This window comes from Ornithinibacillus bavariensis (genome assembly GCF_050433565.1).
Classification (GTDB): domain Bacteria; phylum Bacillota; class Bacilli; order Bacillales; family Amphibacillaceae; genus Ornithinibacillus; species Ornithinibacillus bavariensis.
This window is the reverse complement of the sequence record NZ_JBNPWZ010000001.1, coordinates 389,979-412,255: the sequence shown is the minus strand read 5'-3', so window position 1 is coordinate 412,255 and position 22,277 is coordinate 389,979. Positions and strand designations below refer to the sequence as shown.

Annotated in this window: 23 protein-coding genes; 10 read left to right on the top strand and 13 right to left on the bottom strand. The window is 36.3% G+C overall.

The genetic code is table 11. From position 1 onward, the window contains the following. Positions 1–94: 94 nt before the first annotated feature. The 3 genes from corA to HNR27_RS01840 all read left to right on the top strand — a co-directional run bounded on the left by corA (position 95) and on the right by HNR27_RS01840 (position 4,036). Positions 95–1,045, top strand: a complete 951-nt coding sequence (corA, locus tag HNR27_RS01850) for a magnesium/cobalt transporter CorA (RefSeq protein WP_212920539.1) — start codon at positions 95–97, stop codon at positions 1,043–1,045. An 85-nt stretch (positions 1,046–1,130) separates the two neighbouring features. After that, positions 1,131–2,732, top strand: coding sequence for an esterase/lipase family protein (locus HNR27_RS01845; RefSeq protein ID WP_429338550.1), 1,602 nt, complete (start codon positions 1,131–1,133; stop codon positions 2,730–2,732). A 437-nt stretch (positions 2,733–3,169) separates the two neighbouring features. Then, positions 3,170–4,036 carry a YitT family protein gene (locus HNR27_RS01840; RefSeq protein ID WP_212920537.1) on the top strand — a complete coding sequence of 289 codons (867 nt, stop codon included), beginning with the start codon at positions 3,170–3,172 and terminating at the stop codon, positions 4,034–4,036. 77 nt (positions 4,037–4,113) lie between these two features. Here the strand turns inward: HNR27_RS01840 and HNR27_RS01835 are convergent, their stop codons facing one another. Beyond that, the gene (locus HNR27_RS01835) at positions 4,114–4,491 is read right to left on the bottom strand and encodes a DUF3006 family protein (RefSeq protein ID WP_212920536.1); all 378 of its coding nucleotides are present in this window, start codon (positions 4,489–4,491) and stop codon (positions 4,114–4,116) included. 292 nt (positions 4,492–4,783) lie between these two features. Here HNR27_RS01835 and HNR27_RS01830 point away from each other — a divergent pair, with 292 nt between their 5' ends. The 4 genes from HNR27_RS01830 (at position 4,784) to HNR27_RS01815 (ending at position 8,201) form a co-directional block, all read left to right on the top strand. After that, complete coding sequence (locus HNR27_RS01830; protein WP_212920535.1) at positions 4,784–5,992, top strand: MBL fold metallo-hydrolase; 1,209 nt, start codon at positions 4,784–4,786, stop codon at positions 5,990–5,992. Between the two features lie 16 nt (positions 5,993–6,008). Next, positions 6,009–6,269, top strand: coding sequence for a DUF3006 domain-containing protein (locus HNR27_RS01825; protein ID WP_429338549.1), 261 nt, complete (start codon positions 6,009–6,011; stop codon positions 6,267–6,269). A gap of 78 nt (positions 6,270–6,347) precedes the next feature. Further along, positions 6,348–7,139 carry an SDR family oxidoreductase gene (locus tag HNR27_RS01820; protein WP_429338548.1) on the top strand — a complete coding sequence of 264 codons (792 nt, stop codon included), beginning with the start codon at positions 6,348–6,350 and terminating at the stop codon, positions 7,137–7,139. Positions 7,140–7,223: 84 nt separating this feature from the next. Beyond that, positions 7,224–8,201 (top strand): proline dehydrogenase family protein, encoded by a 978-nt coding sequence (locus tag HNR27_RS01815; RefSeq protein WP_212920532.1) that lies wholly within the window; start codon positions 7,224–7,226, stop codon positions 8,199–8,201. A 40-nt stretch (positions 8,202–8,241) separates the two neighbouring features. Here HNR27_RS01815 and HNR27_RS01810 read toward each other — a convergent pair whose 3' ends face one another. From HNR27_RS01810 to HNR27_RS01780, 7 genes are all read right to left on the bottom strand, one after another. Then, positions 8,242–8,964: an amino acid ABC transporter ATP-binding protein gene (locus tag HNR27_RS01810; protein ID WP_429338547.1), complete on the bottom strand. Its 723-nt coding sequence runs from the start codon at positions 8,962–8,964 to the stop codon at positions 8,242–8,244. A gap of 4 nt (positions 8,965–8,968) precedes the next feature. Next, positions 8,969–9,667 carry an amino acid ABC transporter permease gene (locus HNR27_RS01805; RefSeq protein WP_212920530.1) on the bottom strand — a complete coding sequence of 233 codons (699 nt, stop codon included), beginning with the start codon at positions 9,665–9,667 and terminating at the stop codon, positions 8,969–8,971. Positions 9,668–9,786: 119 nt separating this feature from the next. Next, positions 9,787–10,569: a basic amino acid ABC transporter substrate-binding protein gene (locus HNR27_RS01800; protein ID WP_429338546.1), complete on the bottom strand. Its 783-nt coding sequence runs from the start codon at positions 10,567–10,569 to the stop codon at positions 9,787–9,789. Positions 10,570–10,756: 187 nt separating this feature from the next. Continuing rightward, positions 10,757–11,293 carry a signal peptidase I gene (lepB, locus tag HNR27_RS01795; RefSeq protein ID WP_429338545.1) on the bottom strand — a complete coding sequence of 179 codons (537 nt, stop codon included), beginning with the start codon at positions 11,291–11,293 and terminating at the stop codon, positions 10,757–10,759. Between the two features lie 97 nt (positions 11,294–11,390). Further along, on the bottom strand, positions 11,391–11,849 hold the full coding sequence (locus tag HNR27_RS01790) for a hypothetical protein (RefSeq protein ID WP_212920527.1): 459 nt from the start codon (positions 11,847–11,849) through the stop codon (positions 11,391–11,393). A 74-nt stretch (positions 11,850–11,923) separates the two neighbouring features. Further along, positions 11,924–12,700, bottom strand: coding sequence for a hypothetical protein (locus HNR27_RS01785; protein WP_429338544.1), 777 nt, complete (start codon positions 12,698–12,700; stop codon positions 11,924–11,926). Between the two features lie 15 nt (positions 12,701–12,715). Then, entirely contained in the window at positions 12,716–13,159 is a 444-nt protein-coding gene (locus tag HNR27_RS01780) for a hypothetical protein (protein WP_429338543.1), read from the bottom strand. Between the two features lie 643 nt (positions 13,160–13,802). Here HNR27_RS01780 and HNR27_RS01775 point away from each other — a divergent pair. Further along, the gene (locus tag HNR27_RS01775; RefSeq protein WP_429338542.1) at positions 13,803–14,906 is read left to right on the top strand and encodes an N-acetylmuramoyl-L-alanine amidase; all 1,104 of its coding nucleotides are present in this window, start codon (positions 13,803–13,805) and stop codon (positions 14,904–14,906) included. A 97-nt stretch (positions 14,907–15,003) separates the two neighbouring features. On the opposite strand, the gene menC is transcribed toward HNR27_RS01775, so the two are convergent. Further along, positions 15,004–16,113: an o-succinylbenzoate synthase gene (gene menC / locus HNR27_RS01770; RefSeq protein WP_429338828.1), complete on the bottom strand. Its 1,110-nt coding sequence runs from the start codon at positions 16,111–16,113 to the stop codon at positions 15,004–15,006. Positions 16,114–16,158: 45 nt separating this feature from the next. Then, positions 16,159–17,289, bottom strand: coding sequence for a M20 peptidase aminoacylase family protein (locus HNR27_RS01765; RefSeq protein ID WP_429338541.1), 1,131 nt, complete (start codon positions 17,287–17,289; stop codon positions 16,159–16,161). A 439-nt stretch (positions 17,290–17,728) separates the two neighbouring features. On the opposite strand from HNR27_RS01765, the gene HNR27_RS01760 reads away from it, so the two are divergent. Next, positions 17,729–18,109, top strand: coding sequence for a reverse transcriptase-like protein (locus HNR27_RS01760; RefSeq protein WP_429338540.1), 381 nt, complete (start codon positions 17,729–17,731; stop codon positions 18,107–18,109). Between the two features lie 68 nt (positions 18,110–18,177). Here the strand turns inward: HNR27_RS01760 and cbpA are convergent, their stop codons facing one another. From cbpA to HNR27_RS01745, 3 genes are all read right to left on the bottom strand, one after another. Next, positions 18,178–18,804, bottom strand: coding sequence for a cyclic di-AMP binding protein CbpA (gene cbpA / locus HNR27_RS01755; RefSeq protein WP_212920522.1), 627 nt, complete (start codon positions 18,802–18,804; stop codon positions 18,178–18,180). A gap of 260 nt (positions 18,805–19,064) precedes the next feature. Next, positions 19,065–19,571, bottom strand: coding sequence for a YiiG family protein (locus HNR27_RS01750; protein WP_212920521.1), 507 nt, complete (start codon positions 19,569–19,571; stop codon positions 19,065–19,067). Positions 19,572–19,850: 279 nt separating this feature from the next. Next, positions 19,851–20,786: a DMT family transporter gene (locus HNR27_RS01745; RefSeq protein ID WP_429338539.1), complete on the bottom strand. Its 936-nt coding sequence runs from the start codon at positions 20,784–20,786 to the stop codon at positions 19,851–19,853. A gap of 189 nt (positions 20,787–20,975) precedes the next feature. On the opposite strand from HNR27_RS01745, the gene HNR27_RS01740 reads away from it, so the two are divergent. Beyond that, the gene (locus HNR27_RS01740; protein WP_429338538.1) at positions 20,976–22,220 is read left to right on the top strand and encodes a TraB/GumN family protein; all 1,245 of its coding nucleotides are present in this window, start codon (positions 20,976–20,978) and stop codon (positions 22,218–22,220) included. The last annotated feature ends 57 nt before the right edge of the window (positions 22,221–22,277 follow it).

The following is a 22,277-nucleotide window of genomic DNA, read 5'->3' as shown; positions in this document are numbered from 1 at the left end:
TAAAAATTAAAGCCAATAGCATTTATACATAATTAGACTGCTAAATGCACAAACTTAGAGGATGAAGTAACTTTAGTTTGAAGGGGAAAATCCATTGATTCAAGTAATTGCTATCTCAAATAAAAATGAACGAATAACAGATTTAACGATTGAGAGTGTTGACTTTGATAGGTTCAAATGGTGGTGGATTGATTTTAATAATCCAACAGAAGACGAAATCAAGAAGCTTGATTCTGTGCTACATTTCCACCAATTAGCGATTGAGGACTGCATTTTTGGCCAACAACGAGCGAAGCTAGATTATTATGATGATTATTCATTAATCGTCACCCATACACTCGGTCCAACGGATTTTGATCAATATGAGCTTAACTTCTTTATCGGTCCAAATTATATCGTTACCTTTCATCTGTCAGATCTTAATGAGGTTAATCAAGTATGGAATAACTTCTTATTAATAGAGGATCTAAGTGAATGGGATGAATACCGTATTTTTTATGAACTATTTGACAAGATAGTCGATAACTTTTTTCCAATAATTTATGAGCTAGAGGATAAAATTAACGAGGTTGAGCAAAATCCACACGATTTATCGATGGACATTCTTCTCGATTATTTATTTGAGCTCCGTCATCAATTATTAAAACTACGTCATGCGATTCACCCTATCCGGGATTTACTTTATCGTATATTAAATTCACATCATCTCGTTGGAATTGAGGAACGAAAGGAATACTTTCGTGACATCTATGACCATTTATTAAAACTTTCGGAAATGATAGAGTCCAATCGTGAAATAACAAATGATATTCGGGATAATTTTATCTCCTTAAACTCCTACCAACAAAATAAAGTAATACAAATTTTAACCGTGATTACTTCAATATTTGCACCATTAACCTTTATCGCTGGTATATATGGAATGAACTTTATCCATATGCCAGAGCTTAAATGGCAATATGGCTACTTTATTATTCTTGCTGTAATGGCTATAATCACTATTTTCATGATTATTTGGTTTAAGAAAAAAGGCTGGTTTGACTAACTTTTCTACTTTCCCAACCTTAACCCCTCATGAAAGCCCTTTCAATTGAATAAAATGGAAGGACTATTTCATGAGGAGGAATATAATGACCAGACGTTTTTCTATTTGTGCTTTGTTCGTTTTTTTTAGCATTTTCTTTACTATACCAGGCTCTATATCCGCTTTAGAAAAAAACATATTAACTACAGAACTTGCTGATCCTACTCCAGTTAAACAAGCTGAACCGAACTTCATGGTATCTGGTAAGGCGAATAATGGAAATAATGAGGTTCCTGGTGAATGGTATATAGGGGAAACACCACCAAATTTGATTACAAATTCCCCTATTCTTCTATTTGTTCCTGGACTAAATAATGTCGCACAGATTTTTTGGGAAGATAACGATATGTATCAAACAGCATATAATGCTGGTTATCAAACTACCTTTGTTCAGCTTTATGATGCTGGAGGAGCAAGTGCTGATATGTGGGAAAATGGACAGCTTCTAGCAGATAAAATTAAGGAAATATCGAATCACTTTGGAGGAAGACCGATTACTGTCGTCGCTTATAGTAAAGGTGGTGTAGATACACAAACAGCCCTTACCTATTATGGGGCATGGCAATATGTGGATAATGTTATTACATTGTCGAGTCCACATCATGGCTCCCAGTTAGCAGACCTAGCTTATAGTTCCTCTGCAGGATGGTTGGCTCGCTTATTAGGGGCAACAGGGGATGGAACCTTCTCAATGCAAATGGGATATATGGCCGATTACCGTAACCAAACTGATATTCAACCGAAAGCTTACTACAATAATTATTACACGCTAGGCGGAACAAGCTGGGGGAGTGTGTTTTCTTCCACATGGTTTGGAGGCATTTACTTATCCCAATATGGTCCAAATGATGGGGTTGTGACTACTGTGAGTAGTCAGTTACCACATGGGCAAGTACTAGCTATAGATAATTGGAACCATACATCTGTGCGTACAGGTACAACCTTCCCTATCTTTCAAAACTATTTATCTGATAACGATTATTTTCATTCTTCCTTCCAAGAACCGATTCACAGCAAAGTTTCCCCATCCTTTAATCAATGGGTTGACGGGGGACCTTTAACAGCTAACAAACAGGCTGCTATATCATTTGTAGTAGAAGACGGTGTCCAGGAGCTTAACCTAAATATGATGACCTCTACAGAACGGATGAAGTTAAAACTTGTTTCCCCTACAGGAGATGAAGTTGCTCCAAAATTCCAAGTAAACAAAGTGGAAGAAGGAGTATTCAAGGGTGCTATTCAGACCAAAATTACTTTAAAGGTTCCACAAGACGGGAAGTGGAACTTATACGTAACAGCAGAACAAGAGGATGCTTACCTATTCGTTGCAACATATGATGAGTTACAACCTAAACTCGTTCAAAGTAAAAAGTTCACCCTAAATAAATCCTCCCTCCTTTATCAAATAGACGGAAATCCGAAAGCCGTGCGAGAAGGTTCTCTACAGGCTACCTACAAAATTACCCAATCAAGCGATCCTACTATTTCTCAATCAGTCACTACTTCGGGAAAGAACAATTCACTTTCGCAATCAATAACCTTTCCAAACCGAGATGAAGTATATAATATTACCATTGAAATAGACGGAATCACTAAAAATGGAATCCCCTTTAAACGAACCCTCATTGATTCGGTTTACGTAGAATAATAGACATTAAATCTGCCATCACCCCTATAAGGCTGATGGCAGATTATCTATTAGATTTTATAATAATTTAGTATCGGGCAATTCGTTCCTTTCAAAATACTTGGAAGGAACCGAAGCCACTTCAATCAAATTGTAGATAGCACAAGTTCTTTAAACTACGCTTGGAATCATTTACATTTCCCTATTGCATCAATAATGGAGGGAGCCTATTAATCAAAGGAGATAAAAATTCAAAAATAACTATAAGGATGTAACTAGAAATTTGTCGATAAAATGAGCAATTATTGAATCTATCCCCCCAACCCTAACTACGAAAAGTTCTACATAATCAACAGAAAAAGTATGATTATGGAGAGTTTAGCACAACATAAAATGACATTTTTTAGTATACTTTAAAAGTACCATTTATTTCATATTTTTATAAAGAGGGTGTATATATGGGGAAACAGCATAGAAAGGAAAATTTTCCCAGGCTGATTGCTCGGTACTTTATGATGTTAATTGGGGCTTTACTTGCTGCCATCTCACTGGAATTATTTTTAGTACCGAATTCAATTATTGACGGTGGTGTCATCGGTATTTCGCTAATAACCAACCATCTAACTGGCCTTAATTTTGGTATTTTAATCTTACTTTTCAATATTCCATTTTTATTTGCTGGTTATCGACATATTGGAAAAAACTTCGTATTCTCTTCTCTATTTAGTATTATTGCACTTGCACTTATTGAACCAGCACTTCACGCTATCCCACCGGTTACGGATGAACCGTTATTATCTACTGTATTTGGAGGAATTATTTTAGGAACCGGAGTAGGTATTGTTATTCGTAATGCCGGCGCCCTAGATGGAACAGACATCTTAGGAATTCTTCTATCTAAAAAGTTCCCCTTCTCGGTTGGAGAATTTATTATGTTCTTTAACCTTTTCATCTTTGGTTGGGCAGGCTTTGTACTTGGCTGGGATCAAGCAATGTTATCCATTATCACCTACTTTATTGCATCAAAAGCAATAGATATTGTTGGACAAGGCTTTACAGGCGATACAAAAGCAGCAATTATTGTTTCGGATGAGCATGAAGAGGTTGGTGAGGCCATTCAGCATCGTCTTGGACGTATGATTACGAAATTGTATGGAAAAGGTGGGTATATCGAAAATGACAAGGAAGTTATCTTTGTTGTCTTAACCCGTCTAGAAATTGCAAAACTGAAGTCAATTGTACACGAAACCGATCCGAAAGCATTCATCACCATCGTGGATGCCCAGGAAGCTCATGGTGGAAAATTTAAATCTGCAATCCACTAAGAATTATTAGCATCGAAGCTTGTAACGGTAATCAGTATATAGGAAAATATGCCTTTTAATTTAGTAGGCATATTTTTTTATTTTCTTTTTTCGTTTAGTTGTTGTCGTAATACTGTTAACCGCCTTCTTTCCTTTCGTGTTTTATTATCATCAACAGATATTCCTCTTACACGGTTATCCTCGAAATATATGGATACCCACGTACTTGGATTAATTTCTTCCTCTACTTTATCTATTGGAACTACGATTTCTCTATTATCATTCTCGAGAAGAATGATGTAAAACTTTTCTTCTATTCGATCAACCACTCCCTGATGTTCCCGTTTGAACGATTTTTCCCTATTTACTTCTACCGTCTTCCCGGTACAAATATTAACGAATCCACTAAGTATGTAAAGAAGTACTAAGGTGGTTATGCATGTGTCTCGACATTTATTTTCAATGAAATATCGCATCGCCATTCTTCCTTATCCTTTTTAGATTAGTATGGCAGTTGGATAGAAAAATCTCATCTTGGTAAAAAACTAATTTATCGGAGTATGCAGTTCAAAATGACTGATTTTCTTAATATTAATGTGCATTTTCACCTTCAAAAATTAACTAAACAGTTGAAACAATCATTTTTAAAAATTTTTTCGAAGCTATATCTAATTCTCCTTACATTAGCTATGATTACTTCATATAGATTTACCTGTGTATTTTTGCTACGATTAATAAGGATTTTATTTTTATTGGGGGAAATTATATATGTATAAAAGGCTCATACTTCCTGTGCTTATGACAATCTTATTAGTAGCCTGTGGTCAGAGCATGGATCAAGAAATTAATGCAGATGATTCCCATAGTAATACGGGAACTACAAAGCAAGAAGAGGAGATGGAAAAGGATAACCTCTCTGAATTAAAGGTCCATTTCTTAGATGTCGGTCAAGCAGATGCCACATTTTTTCAATTTGGTACACACGCTATTCTCTTTGACACAGGGGATTGGAGCGGAAATGAAGTAGTAGATTACATAACCTCACTAGGTGTTTCTAAAATCGATTTAGTTATTGGTAGCCACCCTGATGCTGATCATATTGGTCAATTAGCGAATGTAATGCAATCCTTTAAGGTGGAGGAAGTATGGCTATCAGGAAACGAAAGTACTTCACAAACCTTCCAACGAGGACTTGAAGCGATATTAGCTAGTGATGCAGAATATGCTGAACCTAGATCTGGAGAACATTATAGGATTGGCTCGATGGATATTAAGATACTGAATCCCAAATCAATAACGGGGGCTTCCAATGAGGAATCCATTGCCATGCTTTTAACCTATGGAAATATTAAATTCATCCTAACTGGAGATGCTGACCAAAACGCAGAGCAACAGATGATGAAATTAGGAATCGATTTAGATGCCGATATAATGAAATTAGGGCATCATGGCTCCAATACGTCAAGTAGTCCCTCCTTTATACAAGCTGTAAGTCCAGAGGTCGCCATCTATAGTGCCGGAGCGGAAAACAGTTATGGACATCCACATGCAGAAGTAGTTTCTCGTATCCAAAAAGCGGGAATTGACTTATATGGGACAGATGTTCATGGAACGATTGTCGTCACAACAGATGGTATTAATTACAAGATTGATACAAAAAAACAGGGAACCATTAAACCAAAAAGCACCGAACATAGGGCAAGTTCCCCGTCTACTTCAGTTTCAAGCTCTAGTAGGAAAAAAAGCGGAGGCTCTAGCAGTAATAATAAGCAATCCACATCGAGTGGGAGCTGTATTGATATTAATACGGCTTCTAATGAAGAGGTAGAGCGTATTAAACATATTGGTCCAGAACTAGCTCAGGACTTAATTAATCTTCGTCCTTTTAGTTCTGTTAGTGATCTTACTAGAATTAAAGGAATTGGACCGGCAAGAATAAAGGATATCGAGGAAGAAGGACTTGCCTGTGTAAAATAATTATTTGGAGGTAATTATGAAAGGTGTATTCGATCGTATAGAGGGAAACAATGCTGTCATTCTAATCGAAGAAGAAAAAGCAGAGCTTGTTGTACCTATGAATGAACTTCCGTACGGGAGCAAAGTGAACACCGTCTTCTCCATTGATAAAGTTGATGAAAAATATCATATCATTGGCATTGATCAAATAGCAGAACAGGAGGCGAAAGAAAAAACATCAAATCTATTAGCAAAGCTTCGTGCCAAAAGCACTGGTAGCAAATTTAAGAATGACTAACGATAAATGATTCCCTACATTAGATTTTTCTAATGGATATTGGACTTTCGATGATTTTTAACATAGGAGGTTGATAGAATGGATCTTGGATTAAAGGATAAATCTGTCATTGTACTGGCGGCTAGTAAAGGACTTGGAAGAGCTACAGCTGAAGCATTTGCAACAGAAGGAGCATCGATTATTATCTCCAGCCGTAACGAAGAGGAACTTAAAACAGTCGCATTAGCGATTCAGGACAAGACGAATAACCGTAATGTTTACTTTAAGACTTGTGATGTCACTAATCCTACTGATATTAAAGAACTGGTTCAATTTGCAATAGAAAAGAATGGTAGAGTGGATGTGCTTGTTAATAATGCCGGTGGTCCACCAGCAGGTGAATTTATGAAGTTTAGTGATGAGGAGTGGCAGCATGCTTTTGAACTCAACCTATTAAGCTTTGTAAGAGCCATACGAGAAGTCATACCATACATGAAAGAGCAAAAAAGTGGTCATATTATCAATTTCACATCCTCTTCTATCAAACAAACATTAGATAATCTTATCCTTTCTAACACTTTTCGTGCAGGAGTTGTGGGATTAGCAAAAGGGCTTTCTCAAGAGCTTGCACATGATAATATTTTAATTAATACAATAGGTCCTGGCAGAATAGCTACTGATCGCGTAGCAGAACTTGACCAAATCCGTGCAAATAGTCTTGGAAAGTCCTATGACGAAGTGAGAAAAGAAACCGAAAACAGTATTCCTATTGGTCGTTATGGGCTACCAGAGGAATTTGCAAAGCATGTTGTCTTTCTATGTTCTGCTGCTAACACATATGTTACAGGACAAACCCTCCTCGTTGACGGTGGACTAGTAAAAGCATTATAAAAAGCGATGCATCTGAAATCAAAAGTGACAGAAACCCACATTTTCCGATATAATAAAAGAAAAAATATAAATGAGGTATGAAGTATGTCATTAAAGGATTTTTTCATTGGAATGTCTCAAAATCAATTTTTAAATAGTGCTGCAAAAAAATATGGTCTAAAATTAGGAGCACAATCTGTTGTTGCGGGTACGAATATACAAGAAATGATTCAATCGGTTAAAGAATTAAATGCGCAGGGAATTTCCGCTACCATCGATAATCTTGGAGAATTTGTTTATGAGGAAGAGGAAGCCTTAAAGGCTAAAAACCAAATTCTTGAGGTAATTGAAGCTATCAAAATAAATGATATTGATGCCCATATTTCATTAAAGCCTACACAATTGGGACTGGATATAGACTATGAATTCTGTAGGAAGAATTTGAGAGAAATCGTTTCAAAAGCATATGAGTATGGCATATTCATTAACTTTGATATGGAAGACTATGGCCATTTAAAACCATCCTTTGACTTGTTAGACGAACTTTCTAAGGACTATGACAATATTGGAACAGTTATTCAGGCCTATTTCTATGAGTCCATTAAAAATATTGAAAAGTATAAGGACTATCGCTTACGTATTGTAAAAGGCGCCTATAAAGAACCTGAAACCGTTGCCTTTCAGGATAAAAAGGATATTGATCAAAATTTCCTAAAACTAATAGAATATCATTTACTAAGTGGCAAATTCACTTCGATTGCAACGCATGACCATCGCATTATTAATCATGTAAAGCAATTCGTACAAGAAAACAATATTCCATTAGACAAATTTGAGTTTCAAATGCTTTACGGATTCCGTAAAGAAATGCAAATCGAGCTTGCAAAAGAAGGATACAACTTCTGTACATATGTTCCTTTTGGTGATGACTGGTATGGATATTATATGCGTCGCCTAGCAGAGCGCCCACAAAATATGAATCTAGTAGTCAAACAAGTATTCAATAAGAAAACGAACACGGTAATCGGGGTGGCGGCTGGTGCATTCCTATTAGGTAGACTTACAAAACGTAAAAAGAAATAGATAGAAAAAAGATGCGATTTTCTCGCATCTTTTTTTCTATTTATAGTACTTTACTTAAAAAATCTTGTGTTCTTGCACTCTTCGGCTGTCCATAAACCTCTTCAGGTGTACCTTCCTCAACGATAATACCACCATCCATAAAGAAGACTCGGTCTCCCACTTCTCTAGCAAATCCCATCTCATGCGTAACGACGACCATGGTCATACCTTCCTCTGCAAGTTGTTTCATCACATCAAGTACTTCTTTTACCATTTCCGGGTCTAGAGCTGATGTTGGCTCATCAAACAACATAATTTTTGGTCGCATCGCAAGGGCTCTAGCAATTGCGACACGCTGCATTTGCCCACCTGATAACTGCTCAGGGTAAGCATCTGCCTTATCACGTAATCCTACCTTTTCTAACAATTGAAGCGCTAAATCATTCGCTTCGATTTGATCCATTTTCCGTATTTTGATTGGTGCAATCGTGATATTTTCTAACACTCTCATATGTGGGAAAAGATTGAACTGTTGAAATACCATCCCTACCTCTTTGCGAATTTCGTTTATGTCTGTTTCTTTTGCATTAACCTGAACTCCATCAATAAAAACCGATCCATTGGTGATATCTTCAAGCAAGTTAATACAACGCAAAAAAGTACTCTTCCCTGACCCACTTGGCCCAATAACACAAACAACCTCTTTCTCTTGAATCTCACAATTTATGCCCTTTAAAACCTCTAGGCTGCCAAATGATTTATAAAGACCTTCAACTTTTATCATTTAATCACCTACCCACTGAAGTGCGTCCAAACGAAAAGACCCGTCGTCTTTGTGGAGGAACATAGCTATTACTGTATCGATTTTCCACATAGGCAATAATTTTTGTAAATATCCAGGTTAGAAGTAAGTAAAGAATTGCAACAGTAATATAAGGCTCCCAAAAGCGTGCATAGGCACCTGCAACGACTTTACCTGCATACAAAAGGTCCGTTGCTGCAATTACGTTGACCAATGAAGAATCCTTCAGTAAGGCTATTAGCTCATTTCCAAGTGGAGGAATCATTCGTCTAAAAGCCTGTGGCAAAATGATATGCTTCATTGCTTCCCTTTTCGGCATACCTAAGGATCTAGCGGCTTCCATTTGTCCTTTTTCAATAGATTGAATTCCAGCACGAATTATTTCTGCATTATAGGCTGCACAATTTAGTATTAATGCTAACGATCCAGATACAAAGAATCCTAAGGAATGACCAAAGATTGATGGAATTAGAGCCAGATGAATAAGTAATATTTGGACCAGTAAAGGTGTTCCTCGGAAAAAATCAACATAATACTTACAAGGATAATAGACCCATTTCTTTTTTGAGAGCTTACCCAATCCAAGGAACAGTCCTAATATCACACCACCAATATATCCGATTGCAGTTAAAGCTAGTGTAACCCAGAGCCCTGTGATAAAGAGCTCCTTATAATTCCATATCATATCAAGTCTAATATCGAATTCGATGGAAATCACCTCCAGTATGTTTAGAAGTATAGCCCAGACGCCCTTAGCTATATATCTTTTGAAATAAAGGTATCTTTGTATGGAACTAGCTATACTTATTCAATGTCTAACCCAGTGATTTTTTTTAACGTTCCATCCTCTTTAATCTTTTTAATTCCTTCATTTAAGAGGTCTACCACTTCATTATTTCCTTTTTGTACCATTAATCCGTAATACTCCTTCTCGAAACTTGCATCCTCAATGGTTTTCAACTCAACATTCGGATTATTTTTCACGTATTCTAGCACAACAGAGTTATCCCCTACTGCAGCATCTGCATTACCATTTAGCATCTCTGTAATAGCAAGTGGCATCGTTTCTGTTGCAACGATGTCTAAACTTGTATTTCCTAAAAGACCTTTTACTACCTTATGACCAGTTGTATTAATTTGCACCGATACCTTTTTATCTTTTAAATCCTCAAAACTCTCAATATCCGTATCTTCAGGTACTAGAATTAACTGATTTGCTACAAAGTATGGATCTGAAAAATCGAAGGTCTTCTCACGGTCAGGATCGATAGTAATAGAGGATACCGCAAAATCAACCTCACCATTCTCCACTGCAGCAAATAAAGGCTCCCAACCATAATTTTTAAACTCCACTTCAAATCCAGCCGCTTCTGCAATTGCTTTTACTATATCAATATCTATCCCAACAATCTTACCTTCATCATCCATGTATTCCATTGGTGCATATGTAGCATCTGTTGCAACAATTAGCTTGTCCTTAGAGCCTGACGAGCCATTACTACTATTCCCTGTCCCACAAGCTTGCAACCATATACTGAAAGAAAGAATCAAAATACCAAGCAATAGAAATTTACGTCCGAACTTCATTCCATTTTCCCCTCTCCATTCATGTACCATCTATTTAATTGGAATTATCCAACAATTCGGATGATTATCATAATTATAAACGAACAAGCAAGTAGAAATCAATAACAATTAAGGTGCGAGTAGTATGGAAATATCAATTTCCCTTACTACACGCACCTATGAGATGTGATCAAAAATAAAATCCTTCCTAAAACGGAAATAGGGTGAACATAACTTCACCTAATATATTTTCTTGTTGAATGGCACCAACATTCTCACTCCTGCTATCCAAACTCTCACCAGGTGTACGATTGTCACCTATTACAAAATAAGAATTTCTTGGGACAATCACTTCTTGAAAATCATTTGGAACCCCGATAATAGAAGTTTCCTGTAAGACTTTCCCATTAACAATTACTGCTCCATCTTGAATGGCAATTGTATCATTTGGTAAGCCTATAACTCTCTTAATTACATTAAAACCGTCTTGGTCACGGTATACGATAATGTCATTACGTTCAATATTGAAGAATATATTACTAGTTACAATGACATTCCCTTCTTCTAGCGTTGGATTCATCGAGTCACCTGCAATAACAGTAAAACCAATAACTAAACGAAAAACGATGAATACGATTACTAATAATAGAAGAAAAACTATCCAGCTTAACCATCCTAATTTTTCTTTTTCTCTATCCCTTGTGTCCTTTTTTAAAACCAACACCTCTGAAGCTATATTAACCACCTCTCGTCCTAGAACAAATACCGATTCTTATGTTCGGTTGTCAATTTTCTACTTCTTGACAATCAGATTTCTTAAGCCGAATTTATTCCCTTCTTTCTCAATTATTGCTACAACTAATTAACTCATTCTCCCCCTTTTTCCCCAGAACAATATCCATTTCTATTTCTGCTTTTTGTTTTATACATTCTAGCTTCTTAATCGTTTCCTCCCTTGATATTTCAGGGGCTTCATATTTTTCAATGAGCTGTGTGGTATATTTTTCCAAGCCTTGAACTCGTTTTAACTTTTCGCTTTCAATAAACGAATGATATTGTTCTTCTGCAGCCTTTATTTTTTTATTTATTTCACTCTTTAAGCGGCTTGTCTGAGTTGCTTGTTCTTCAGAAATAGTATTGTCTATTTCTTTTAAGGATTCTATTCTCTTTCTATCCAGCCAATTGGATATCATATAGCCAATATCCTGATCGGCAAAGGCAATTTTCACCCCACTAAAAATAATCATTAGGATTAGGGACATTCCTGCTAATCGTAAAAATAATTTTTTATTTTTTTTCATGAATGCACCTCCTAAAAGAAGAGAGATGTCCCGTTAGTTAAGGGGGTAACTAGTTTGGGACATCCTCTTTTTAATTAATTAATATTATTTACAACCTCATCTAAAGCAGCCTTTGCATTATCTTCAAGCTCCTGTGCTTTTGCCACAATAATGGCTTGCTGCTCTTCAACAAGCGTGTCTAATAATGCTGTTACATCCTCTCTCAACTCCTGGATGCGCCAATCAATTTGGTTTTTTAAATTTCTAACAGTTATTTCCTCTTGATTATTTAGCTCCATGGCAAGTCTCTCTTGTGCTTGACGAATTGCGTCTTCCAGTTCTTGAACAGCTCGATCTCTAGCTGTATTAATATCTGCTGTCATTTCATTTATAGCTGCTTGACCTAATTGACCAGTATAATTCGTGAGATCATTGGTAGCAAATTGTATTCCCTCATCTTTCAGACGGATAATTTCGAAATAGCCATCGAGGAATACGTTGTAAAATTCTTGCCCTATCCCCTCTAAAATGGCACGTTCTTCTTCACTTAAAGAATCCAAGTGACTTAACTTAGCGTTAATAATTTCTTCTAGTGACTGGCCAGTTGCTAACTCCCTTGACAGATCAATGTCAATCTGAGCTTCTGACTTCAATCTCTCGTATTCTTGCTCTAAGCCTGGGATTTTACTCTCTCCATATGCGTTTACTTGTTCTTCAATGGATGAAACTGTCTCACCAAACATCGCTTGATACCACTCACGAAGCTTTGTGCCTGCATCAGTATTTGCAAACGCTATTCCTGAACCAGTTATAACCCCAACTGCAATAACTCCCGCTGCCAGCTTCATCTTCAGCTTTTTACCTTTTTCCAATTTTCTTCTTCCTTTCTATTTAATAATATTGTTGCTTCCTTCTCCTCCAAGTAATTCACTTAGGTAATCTTCCATATCCTCTTCTATCTCCAACTGTATTTCTCTCGTTTTCTGATTGATATATTCTTCATATTGTGTGCTCATAAGAATATCTTCTTCCAATTGTTTAAGGCTCATTTCGTAATTTCCCTTATACTGGATGACACCGCTAGTCGTATTCTCTCTTGTATTGCTAATCACAGCAGCTAGTTCCTCCTCCATACGTTTGAAGTGTTTTTCCTGACGACGATCCTTTAGAAATTCTGACACTGCTGCCTTAGGATCCATTAACATAGTTTCAATCGCATCTATTAAGCTCTCTAGCTTTTCCTTATGGAAGAATTTTTCTGCTTGAACAGTTATGACTCCAAATATTAGGATTGTGATTGATATGAGAATGACGGCTAGTATTTTCCTCATTATCACCCGACCTTTCTATCATAAAATTTCCAACATTTCACATCATGTTGACTCAGTATACCCATATTAACAGAAAAGTCCGAATTGCAAATCCTATTAATCTACCATTTATTGAATAGGATGATAGATTTAATTCCTTCCGAATAAATCAGTATATCCTGTAGAAATTTTCCGTTGTTCCTTTGATAACTGTTCTTTATCGTCGAGAAAAGAATTAAATCTGGATAATTGATATGACTTATTTGTATACTTAGTCAGTATTAGATACACTACTAGTTCGAATCGACTAGTCTATCTTCCCTAACTTAATAGTTAGTCAGCTACCAATTATTGTCTAAAGAACAAATAATAAGTAACTATTTGACAACTACACGAATATAGGTAAATAAGATATATCGAAGTTCGACAGTTCTACCATTTCAGCATTATATAAGATGAACTAATAACAAAGACCAATTAATTCTTTTTAATAGATTTCCCCCTACTAAAGTAGGGTTTACTCCTAATAAACCCTTAATAAGTCCTATATATAAGCTAGCATCAGTACTTATATAATTTTTTTCATTTTAATAGTATAAATCTATTAATTTGTGGTCATCCTTTCTACTAGTTTCATAATTTGTAAGAGAAGGATTGATAGAATATGAGAAAAATATTACTGATGTTTTTACTAATTGGAACAGTATTTGTGCTGTTCTTTATTACTCCAAACAAATCTGTTCATGCTGAGGCAAACGGGCAAGAGGATCACCAATTATTTGAGGTAAAAACAAAATTTCTAACGATGCGAACAGCACCTGATGAAGGCGCAGAAATTGTCGGCCATCTTGTGGTAGGAAATAAGCTCCGTACATTTGAAGAATTCAATGGCTGGGTAAAGACTTTTTACGCTGGACAGCCTGTATGGGTTATGAAAGAGCACATATCATTAATTGAAGAGCAAGTACATGTTGAAGAAATAGAGCCAGAATTTGATGAAGAGCAAGCTGCTACAAAAGAAGTAGAGGATAAGAAGTCTACTGCAGAGAGTCATCAGAAGAGTAATAGTTACGATAAAAAAGAAGTGTCAGAAAATGCACAAGAGAATTTTACTAATCCATTTTCAATTAAACAGGAAAATAATGAATATGCCGATATTCCGACTGGCTACTTAGAAGCTAAAGAAATGAAAATCTCGGAAAATACGATTATGATAACAAAACAGGAACTAGAAGGTGTTGAGATTTTACTAGATCCGGGTCATGGCGGGAAGGATTCAGGGGCAACAAAAGATAAAATATTCGAGAAGAATTTAGCATTATCCACTGCGAAAAAAGTAGCGGAAAAACTATCACAGGCTGGTGCCAGTGTACATTATACAAGGGAAAATGATACGTTTATTTCCTTAGAAAATCGGGTAAAAAAGAGTAATAGCCATCAAACAGATGCCTTTATTAGTCTCCATTTTGATTACTTTAATGATCCTGAGGCAAACGGTGTAAGTACCTATTTTTATAATCACGGTACTAGTAAAGCACTTGCAAACGAAATACACTCAGCACTTATGGATGGTATTCCTATGGCCGACAGAGGTGTACGGACAGCAGATTACTATGTATTAGTGAATAATCTGAAGCCATCTGTATTACTCGAGTTAGGCTTTATGACAAGTCCTACTGATTTTGAAAAAATTCAAACCGAAGAATACCAAGATAAGGTTGCAAAAGCAATAACTGATGGCTTAGTAAACTATTTTAATCAGAATTAGCACACTATCAAGACATAGGCCCTCCCATATTTACATGCACCTGAATCAATTGATTCAGGTGCTCCTTTTATTTCTTTCTTGAATGTCATAACTGTTACTATATTTGGTATTCCTGTCGTTCAACACGGAATTTTCTTAAAGCATCTTCGTTTATCTCGTATCCAATACCAGGGGAGGTTGGAACTTTAATGATACCTTTTTCAGCTACAACCTCTGGATGAATGATATCCTCTTCCCAATATCTGGATGAACCAGAGGTGTCCCCTGGTAGTGTAAAATTAGCTAGCGCTGACAATGCAATATTGTGGGCTCGTCCAATCCCTGCTTCTAGCATTCCCCCACACCATACAGGAATCCCCTGTTTCTTACAATAATCATGAATCCGCTTTGACTCGGAAAGTCCTCCAACACGCCCAATTTTAATATTAATAACTTTGGAACTTCCAAGTTCAATTGCCTTTTCTACATCATATAAGGAATGAATACTTTCATCTAAACAAATTGGTGTTTTTAATTGATTCTGAAGCTTAGCATGGTCAATAATATCGTTATGCTGCAGTGGCTGTTCAATCATCATTAAGTCCAGATCGTCTAACTCCTTTAAGAGAGAGATATCCTTTAGTGAATAGGCCGAATTTGCATCCGCCATAATAGGTGTATCCGGAAAATGCCTTCGTACTTCACGAAGAATTTCTACATCTAGTCCAGGCTTAATTTTAAGCTTAATACGTTTGTAGCCTTCCTCTAATGACTGCTCTATCTTAGAGATGAGTTCTCCCACGGTCCGTTGTATACCAATACTAATACCTACACCAATTTCTGTCTTTTCTCCTCCAAGTGCAGTCGCTAAGGAAATGCCCTTCCGCTTGGCATATAGATCCCATATTGCACCTTCTACAGCAGCCTTTGCCATGTTATTTCCTCTTAGTTTTTCAAAAAGAGGGAAAACCTCATCGGGATGATAAAGCTCGTGTTCGCGGAGTATTGGAATTAAGCAATCTACAATAATATCCCGATTCGATTTCACGGTTTCTTCTGTATACCACGGTACAGAAAATGCAACTGTTTCCCCATATCCCTTGTTCCCATCAGAATCTACTACTTCAATAATATAAAATTCCTTCTCCTGCATTACTCCAAAGCTAGTTGCAAATGGTTCCTTTAGGCGCATCCTTAGCTTATGCATAATAATTTTCTTTAACGGGATAACCAATTCTTATAACCTCACTTTAATGCTGTTTATATCAAAATCCTATGCCTGATATCTTTCTAGGGTTTTTAACAAAACCTGTACCATTATTTTAACACTTGGCTCAATAGCCTCATAATTGAATGTCATTTTTGGATGATGTAAACCCGGTTCTAGGTCACAGCCAACTGCTAGCATGGTTGCCTTCATCGATGGCTTTTTTATCGAATAAAAGTGGAAATCATCCCCACCAGTCGTTCGTATCATAGGTACAAGATGCTCCTTGCCTACTGTTTCAATAATCGCCTCCTGCATAATTTGACTAGCCTCTTCATTGATTACTGCAGCTACTACATCGGAAGTAATTGATATATCAATCTCGACCCCATGGTATTCGGAAAGCATCCTTGCCACGCGGTTTACCTTATCCATCAATGCTTCCATCCCCTCATTGGTTTGAGCACGCATGTCTATAGAAAATGTGGCATTTCCTGGAATGATATTCGTACTTTCACCACCAGCATGAAAGCTTGTCATCTTTACAGAATGAGGAATGATTGGGTCAATATATATGTTATTTAGGTGTTGAAAAAACTCACACCCTACTTGAATAGCATTCGCGTTTAGATGTGGTCTCGCACCATGAGCATCCTCTCCAGTAATTACCCCTTCAAGTGAACGTGATGCACCGTGCTGTATTGCTGGGGAAAACTGACCATGGGCCAGTTCTTGAATTGGTCGTAAATGTAACCCATATAAATAATCTACATCATCAATTATACCCTTTTTCACTATAGCAAGTGCCCCTTCTCCCTTCTCCTCCGCAGGCTGAAAAATAAAACGTAATGTACCTTGGGAAGGGGCTCCATTTTGGAGCAAAGTGAACAAAACGCCAAGTACGATAGTCATATGGGCATCATGTCCACAGGAATGATTCGCTCTAAATTCTCCATCTACCTCCTGCCACAATGCGTCCATATCTGCCCGAACTGCAATAACTGGTCTCCCACTACCTATCTCAGCAACTAGACCTGTCATGTCTTCAAACGTCCTAATCCTACAATTCAATTCTTTTAACAACCCTTTTAAATACTCTGTTGTTTTATATTCCTTCCAGCTAATTTCTGGATGCTGATGTAAATGTCTATATATCTTTTGAAGCATTGGTTTAATCGTTTTATATGTCCTATTCATGATGTAACAAAAGCTCCCTTCGATATTATCTTATGCAAAATTAATTTTTTTTCTAATATCGTTAATAGCTGCAAATCAATACCACGAAAAGCATACCTGCATTCAAGCTTTATAAAAAAGTATTAGGATTAATGTCAAATAATTTTTCAGAAAAAAGGTACTGGTATTTATTATACCAGTACCCCTCACATCTATAATGAAACGAATAAGGGCTGTTCCACTTTCCCATCATTAAGCGATTTCGATAATTAGCCGCTTCTTCTGAATGTGTAACCTAATCAACCTAACTTTCAGTATATTTACAAAAAGACAAAAGTGTTTTTACTTCCACTATTCCACTTAAAATGAGGACCGCCATGTATACTGGACTACGACTTGAATACTTGCTAGAATTAGACTGCATTGTAAAAATCAAGATATTTTAAAGGAATGGTATATATTGATAGAGGTATACACGGATGGTGCATCGAGAGGTAATCCAGGTGCTAGTGGTGCAGGTATTTACATTAAAGCTCAAAACAAAACATTTGAATATAGCATTCCACTTGGGGAAATGTCCAATCATGAAGCTGAGTTTTATGCAGTATTAAAAGCACTTGAAATTTGTCTACAGGAATTCCCAGGGGAAATCTTATCTTTTCGTTCGGATTCAGAAACTGTTGTTCGTGTCATCGATAACGATTTTACCAAGAATAAAACATTTCTTCCCTTCCTTGAGAAAATTCGCGAGTTGACAGCTAAATTTCCTTATTTTTTTATTAAATGGATACCAGAAAAAGAAAATAGTCATGCCGATCATTTAGCCCGAAAAGCAATATGAAGTCTGTGAAATTCCATATAGGAATAAATATAGGCTGCTGGAGTCTATTCCAACAGCCTCGGGCATTCCTAGTTTAGCTTCTCAACATCTGTTACTGTAAAATTATTCTTTTCCAGGTCATCCTTTACTTTTTCCATTAATTCCTCATCCACTTCTATAGGGAGTACAATACATACCCTTCGAACATATTGGGAGTTATTATTTAAGGAGATTACACTCTGAACGTTACAGTATTTATTTACTATCCTCAGCATCTTCTGAAGTGCACCTGCATACTCAATAGTTCCTATGGTAAACGAATAGCTTCCATTATGAACTCCCCAGGCATTTTCCAGTACTTGAAGGACATTTCCATTCGTTAGAATTCCTAAGAACTCCATCGATTCATTTACGACAGCAAGGTATGGTAATTTCTTGATGGAAGAAAAAACTTTGAAGAAAGGGTCATCTTCCTTTATGTAGCCTTCTTTATCTGTTACTAATTGTTGAAGTGTACCTACCAATGAGTGGTCAATCTCAAACTCTAGTAAATCCACTTTATAGATATTTCCAACATACTTCTCACCTGCTTCATCCAACACAGGTATGCAGCGGTAACCAGAGTCTTCCAGTGTCTTCGTGACTACTTCTAAACTGTCATTTTCCCTTACAAAAACGACATCCTTTTTATTAACATAATCATTTTTTACTAACATTTTATTCCCCCTCTTCATCATCGTAAGCAAAAGGTAAAGACTACAACCATATTTTCCCACATTTTCAGTAAAATATCAATACTCAGAAATATTGATGGTCATATCGTCATGCCTCAAATGCTTGATAGCCTGCAAAGAACTATAGCTTCAATTTTCTTTTTATCCATAGGTATTATATTATGGTTGCTCAACTAAAAAAAGACCATTAGCTAGGAGCTACCTATGTATCTCCCAGACTAACAGTCTCTTAAATAAATTGTTTATTCTTCTTCTTCCTCAATAAAGTCATATTTTTCAATTAATGAATCCCAGTGATCTGATACAGCCTTGTCTTTTTCTGCTGCAACTTCCGTTAATTCATCTAATTCTTCCTCAAGTGCAAGAATATCCTCTTCCGTAGAATTTTCATCTAGAAATGCAGACAAATATTCCTTTTCTTTTTGAACAACATTATCCATCGCATCTACTAATTCTAAATGCAACTTATGATATTCCTTTGCAACATCACTTTCTACCTTCTGTGAATCATAGTAATCTCTTATCTCACCAATAAGTGGAACTAATTCATTATCAAAAACTTCTAGTGCCTCTTCGTCAGATGCAGCTGCTGCAACCTTTGTATAAAGTTCATCAATTTTGTCTATCTTCGGATTAATATTTTCTGCCATAGCATTATGGTACTCTAAAACTTCATCCGCTTCAGGTGAGCTACACGCTGCAAGCACCATGATAAAAATAATTCCAATAACTCCAAGTATTTTTTTCATCTTGTCAATTCCCCTTTATTTATGTACTCTTTAGTATTTTAAATGAAAAAAATAATGTGTCAATTGGGTAAAAGTTCCTATACCAACATTAATAGTAAATAAGTCTTACTTTTACCAGATTGTACCATTCCATTAAATGGAAATATCACTATAAATAGGGGTATTTAGAATCAATAAACTAACAATAAATGTCAGAAAAATAGTCCAAAAGAATTATTTTTAGTGTTTTTTCAACATTAAGTGACATTAGAAAAAATTCTCACTCTTATATAACTATTGTTAAGATGCTCGCCCGATATTATTCTTTCCATGATAATTGACAACAATTATTCCGATAGCAACTAATACGATAGAAACGATTATGAAAAAGTTTAGCTTTTCTCCTGGGATAGTCATAGCAGACATCACTGCTCCTGACACAGGAACGATAAATTTATACATGCTTAGTTCACCCGCAGGATTGTATTTTAGTAATGAATACCAAAGCGTAAATGCTACAGAGGATAGTAGTGCCGAATAGATAAACAATCCAAAGCCAAACTGCGTAAAAATAATAGCACCCTTAGACATAACGGGTACGCCAACCATTAACATGATAAGGCCACCTAACGATAATTGCCATCCAGTAATCGCGAATGGGTGAATGCCAGAAGCTAGTTCTTTTGCCATAATTGTTGCAATGGCAGCGGTTAGACCAGATAAAATCATATAGCCTTCCCCGTCCCACTGGAAGGTAGTTCCAAAATCCTTCCCCCAATTCGCAACAATTATTCCCATAAATCCCGTAAGAAGCCCCACGGTTTTTTGCCAATTCATCCGATCACTACGATAATAAAAATGTGCCAGAATTACGGTAAAAAACGTGCCTGCTGAATTTAATATTGCTCCTTTCATTCCAGATACATTCGCTAAACCATTATAAAAAAAGAAATATTGTAAGGAGGTTTGGACAACCCCTAGTAAAATTAATACAATAAATTGCTTCTTGGTTACCAATAATTGTTTCCAATTACGTACGAATAAAAATACTAATACGATAACTCCGGCAAGAAGAAATCGCATCCCCGCAAATACTATTTTTGCAATGACATCATCCTGTGCAATTTGTAGTTCCTCATAGCTGACCTTTAATACTGGAAAAGCACTACCCCATAGCAATGAACAAAAAATGGCAATTGCTATTACTGACCATTTTGTTTGAAATATTCCCTTCAATCTAATCATCTCCGCTGTCTTGATCCAATAATTTTCACTAAAGTGTAATGATACTTGAAAACATATCTCAGCTCAAGATAACTGCATCATTCCATGAATAATTTTGCAGTTTATTGCTCACTTTTGCTGAGGCTGTTATAGTTATGTGAAATAATACTAGTAATTTTTAAACAGATTGGGGGAGATTTTTTGAAGCGTTTTTTTAGTCATCTTGTACTGTTGTTAATCCTATTTGTTGTTGTGTCCTGTCAGGCAAATGAAAAGGAAAATTCGGTGCTTTTTTCTGATTATCAGCTGGAGCAACTCATTCGTGAAGAAATCAATCAACCGGAGGGCGATATCCAATTAGAGGCATTACAGAAAATTACCAGTTTAAATCTATCCAATAGCCGAATTAAATCTATTGATGGTCTTGAGTATTTGGATAAAGTAACAAATCTTAACTTAGAGAATAATAGAATATTAGATTTTTCACCACTAGTGAAGATGGATAGTCTTAAGGAGGTAAGCATTGGCGGAAATCCTTATGATGAATCCACTATCGCAAAGCTTGAGGCAAAAAATATCGTCGTTCATTCTAAGGTAATGGTTGCGGTAAGAGGGGAGCCAGATGGACCTGGTGGCTTTTTATGGAAGGTGGATAACGGTAATACAACCGTCTACCTTCAAGGCACCATTCATATTGCAACAGAAGCATTTTTCCCTCTTAATCAAAAAATAGAAGAGGCATATGCGGAAGCGGATATTATTGTTCCAGAAATTGATTTAAATAATATTAACCTATTAGAAACTCAAGCACTATATTTGGAGCTAGCAACGTATTCTGACGGAAGTAGTATTGAAGATAATATTATTAGTAGCCTTTACGCCAAACTGAAGAATACGTATAGCGAACTAAATTCCTCGGTAGATATGTTTAGTATGTATCAGCCCTGGTTTCACTCTACATTAATACAACAATTAATGAATGAAGAACTTGGCTATATTGAAGGGGTAGATATGTATTTTCTAGATCGTGCAGAACGTGATCAAAAGAAAATTATTGCACTGGAAACAGTAGAAGAGCAGTTAAGCCTTTTTGCAGATACAACTCCTGAATATCAAGTACAAATGCTTGAAGAATCGTTAGTTGATATCGATGACTATGGTAGTCAAATGGAGAAATTATTCTCCCTGTATGTGAATGGGGATAGTGAGGCGCTGCTTTCCTACCTAATAGATGAGGATGGAAATCCTTCAGCAGAGGAACAGGCATTTATGGAAGCATTAAACGACAAGCGTAACTACAAAATGGCTGAAAAAATTGCGGGATTTTTAGAAGAAGATAGTGGAGATACTTATCTCGTTATTGTTGGAAGCCTACATCTATTATTAGAGCCACATATCCGCTCTATTTTAGAGGAAAAGGGTTATACGATAGAAAGAGTATTATAAAAAGGCTGTATGGGTAGGAGTGAACGTATCTCCTTCTCATACAGCCTTTAATAAAGT

What these genes read in the sequence shown, in the direction of transcription:
- HNR27_RS01845 (WP_429338550.1), top strand. Translation starts at nt 1,131, where the DNA reads ATGACCAGACGTTTTTCTATTTGTGCTTTGTTCGTTTTTTTTAGCATT.
- HNR27_RS01840 (WP_212920537.1), top strand. Translation starts at nt 3,170, where the DNA reads ATGGGGAAACAGCATAGAAAGGAAAATTTTCCCAGGCTGATTGCTCGG.
- HNR27_RS01835 (WP_212920536.1), bottom strand. Translation starts at nt 4,491, where the DNA reads ATGCGATATTTCATTGAAAATAAATGTCGAGACACATGCATAACCACC.
- HNR27_RS01830 (WP_212920535.1), top strand. Translation starts at nt 4,784, where the DNA reads ATGTATAAAAGGCTCATACTTCCTGTGCTTATGACAATCTTATTAGTA.
- HNR27_RS01825 (WP_429338549.1), top strand. Translation starts at nt 6,009, where the DNA reads ATGAAAGGTGTATTCGATCGTATAGAGGGAAACAATGCTGTCATTCTA.
- HNR27_RS01820 (WP_429338548.1), top strand. Translation starts at nt 6,348, where the DNA reads ATGGATCTTGGATTAAAGGATAAATCTGTCATTGTACTGGCGGCTAGT.
- HNR27_RS01815 (WP_212920532.1), top strand. Translation starts at nt 7,224, where the DNA reads ATGTCATTAAAGGATTTTTTCATTGGAATGTCTCAAAATCAATTTTTA.
- HNR27_RS01810 (WP_429338547.1), bottom strand. Translation starts at nt 8,964, where the DNA reads ATGATAAAAGTTGAAGGTCTTTATAAATCATTTGGCAGCCTAGAGGTT.
- HNR27_RS01805 (WP_212920530.1), bottom strand. Translation starts at nt 9,667, where the DNA reads ATGATATGGAATTATAAGGAGCTCTTTATCACAGGGCTCTGGGTTACA.
- HNR27_RS01800 (WP_429338546.1), bottom strand. Translation starts at nt 10,569, where the DNA reads ATGAAGTTCGGACGTAAATTTCTATTGCTTGGTATTTTGATTCTTTCT.
- HNR27_RS01790 (WP_212920527.1), bottom strand. Translation starts at nt 11,849, where the DNA reads ATGAAAAAAAATAAAAAATTATTTTTACGATTAGCAGGAATGTCCCTA.
- HNR27_RS01780 (WP_429338543.1), bottom strand. Translation starts at nt 13,159, where the DNA reads ATGAGGAAAATACTAGCCGTCATTCTCATATCAATCACAATCCTAATA.
- HNR27_RS01775 (WP_429338542.1), top strand. Translation starts at nt 13,803, where the DNA reads ATGAGAAAAATATTACTGATGTTTTTACTAATTGGAACAGTATTTGTG.
- HNR27_RS01765 (WP_429338541.1), bottom strand. Translation starts at nt 17,289, where the DNA reads ATGAATAGGACATATAAAACGATTAAACCAATGCTTCAAAAGATATAT.
- cbpA (WP_212920522.1), bottom strand. Translation starts at nt 18,804, where the DNA reads ATGTTAGTAAAAAATGATTATGTTAATAAAAAGGATGTCGTTTTTGTA.
- HNR27_RS01750 (WP_212920521.1), bottom strand. Translation starts at nt 19,571, where the DNA reads ATGAAAAAAATACTTGGAGTTATTGGAATTATTTTTATCATGGTGCTT.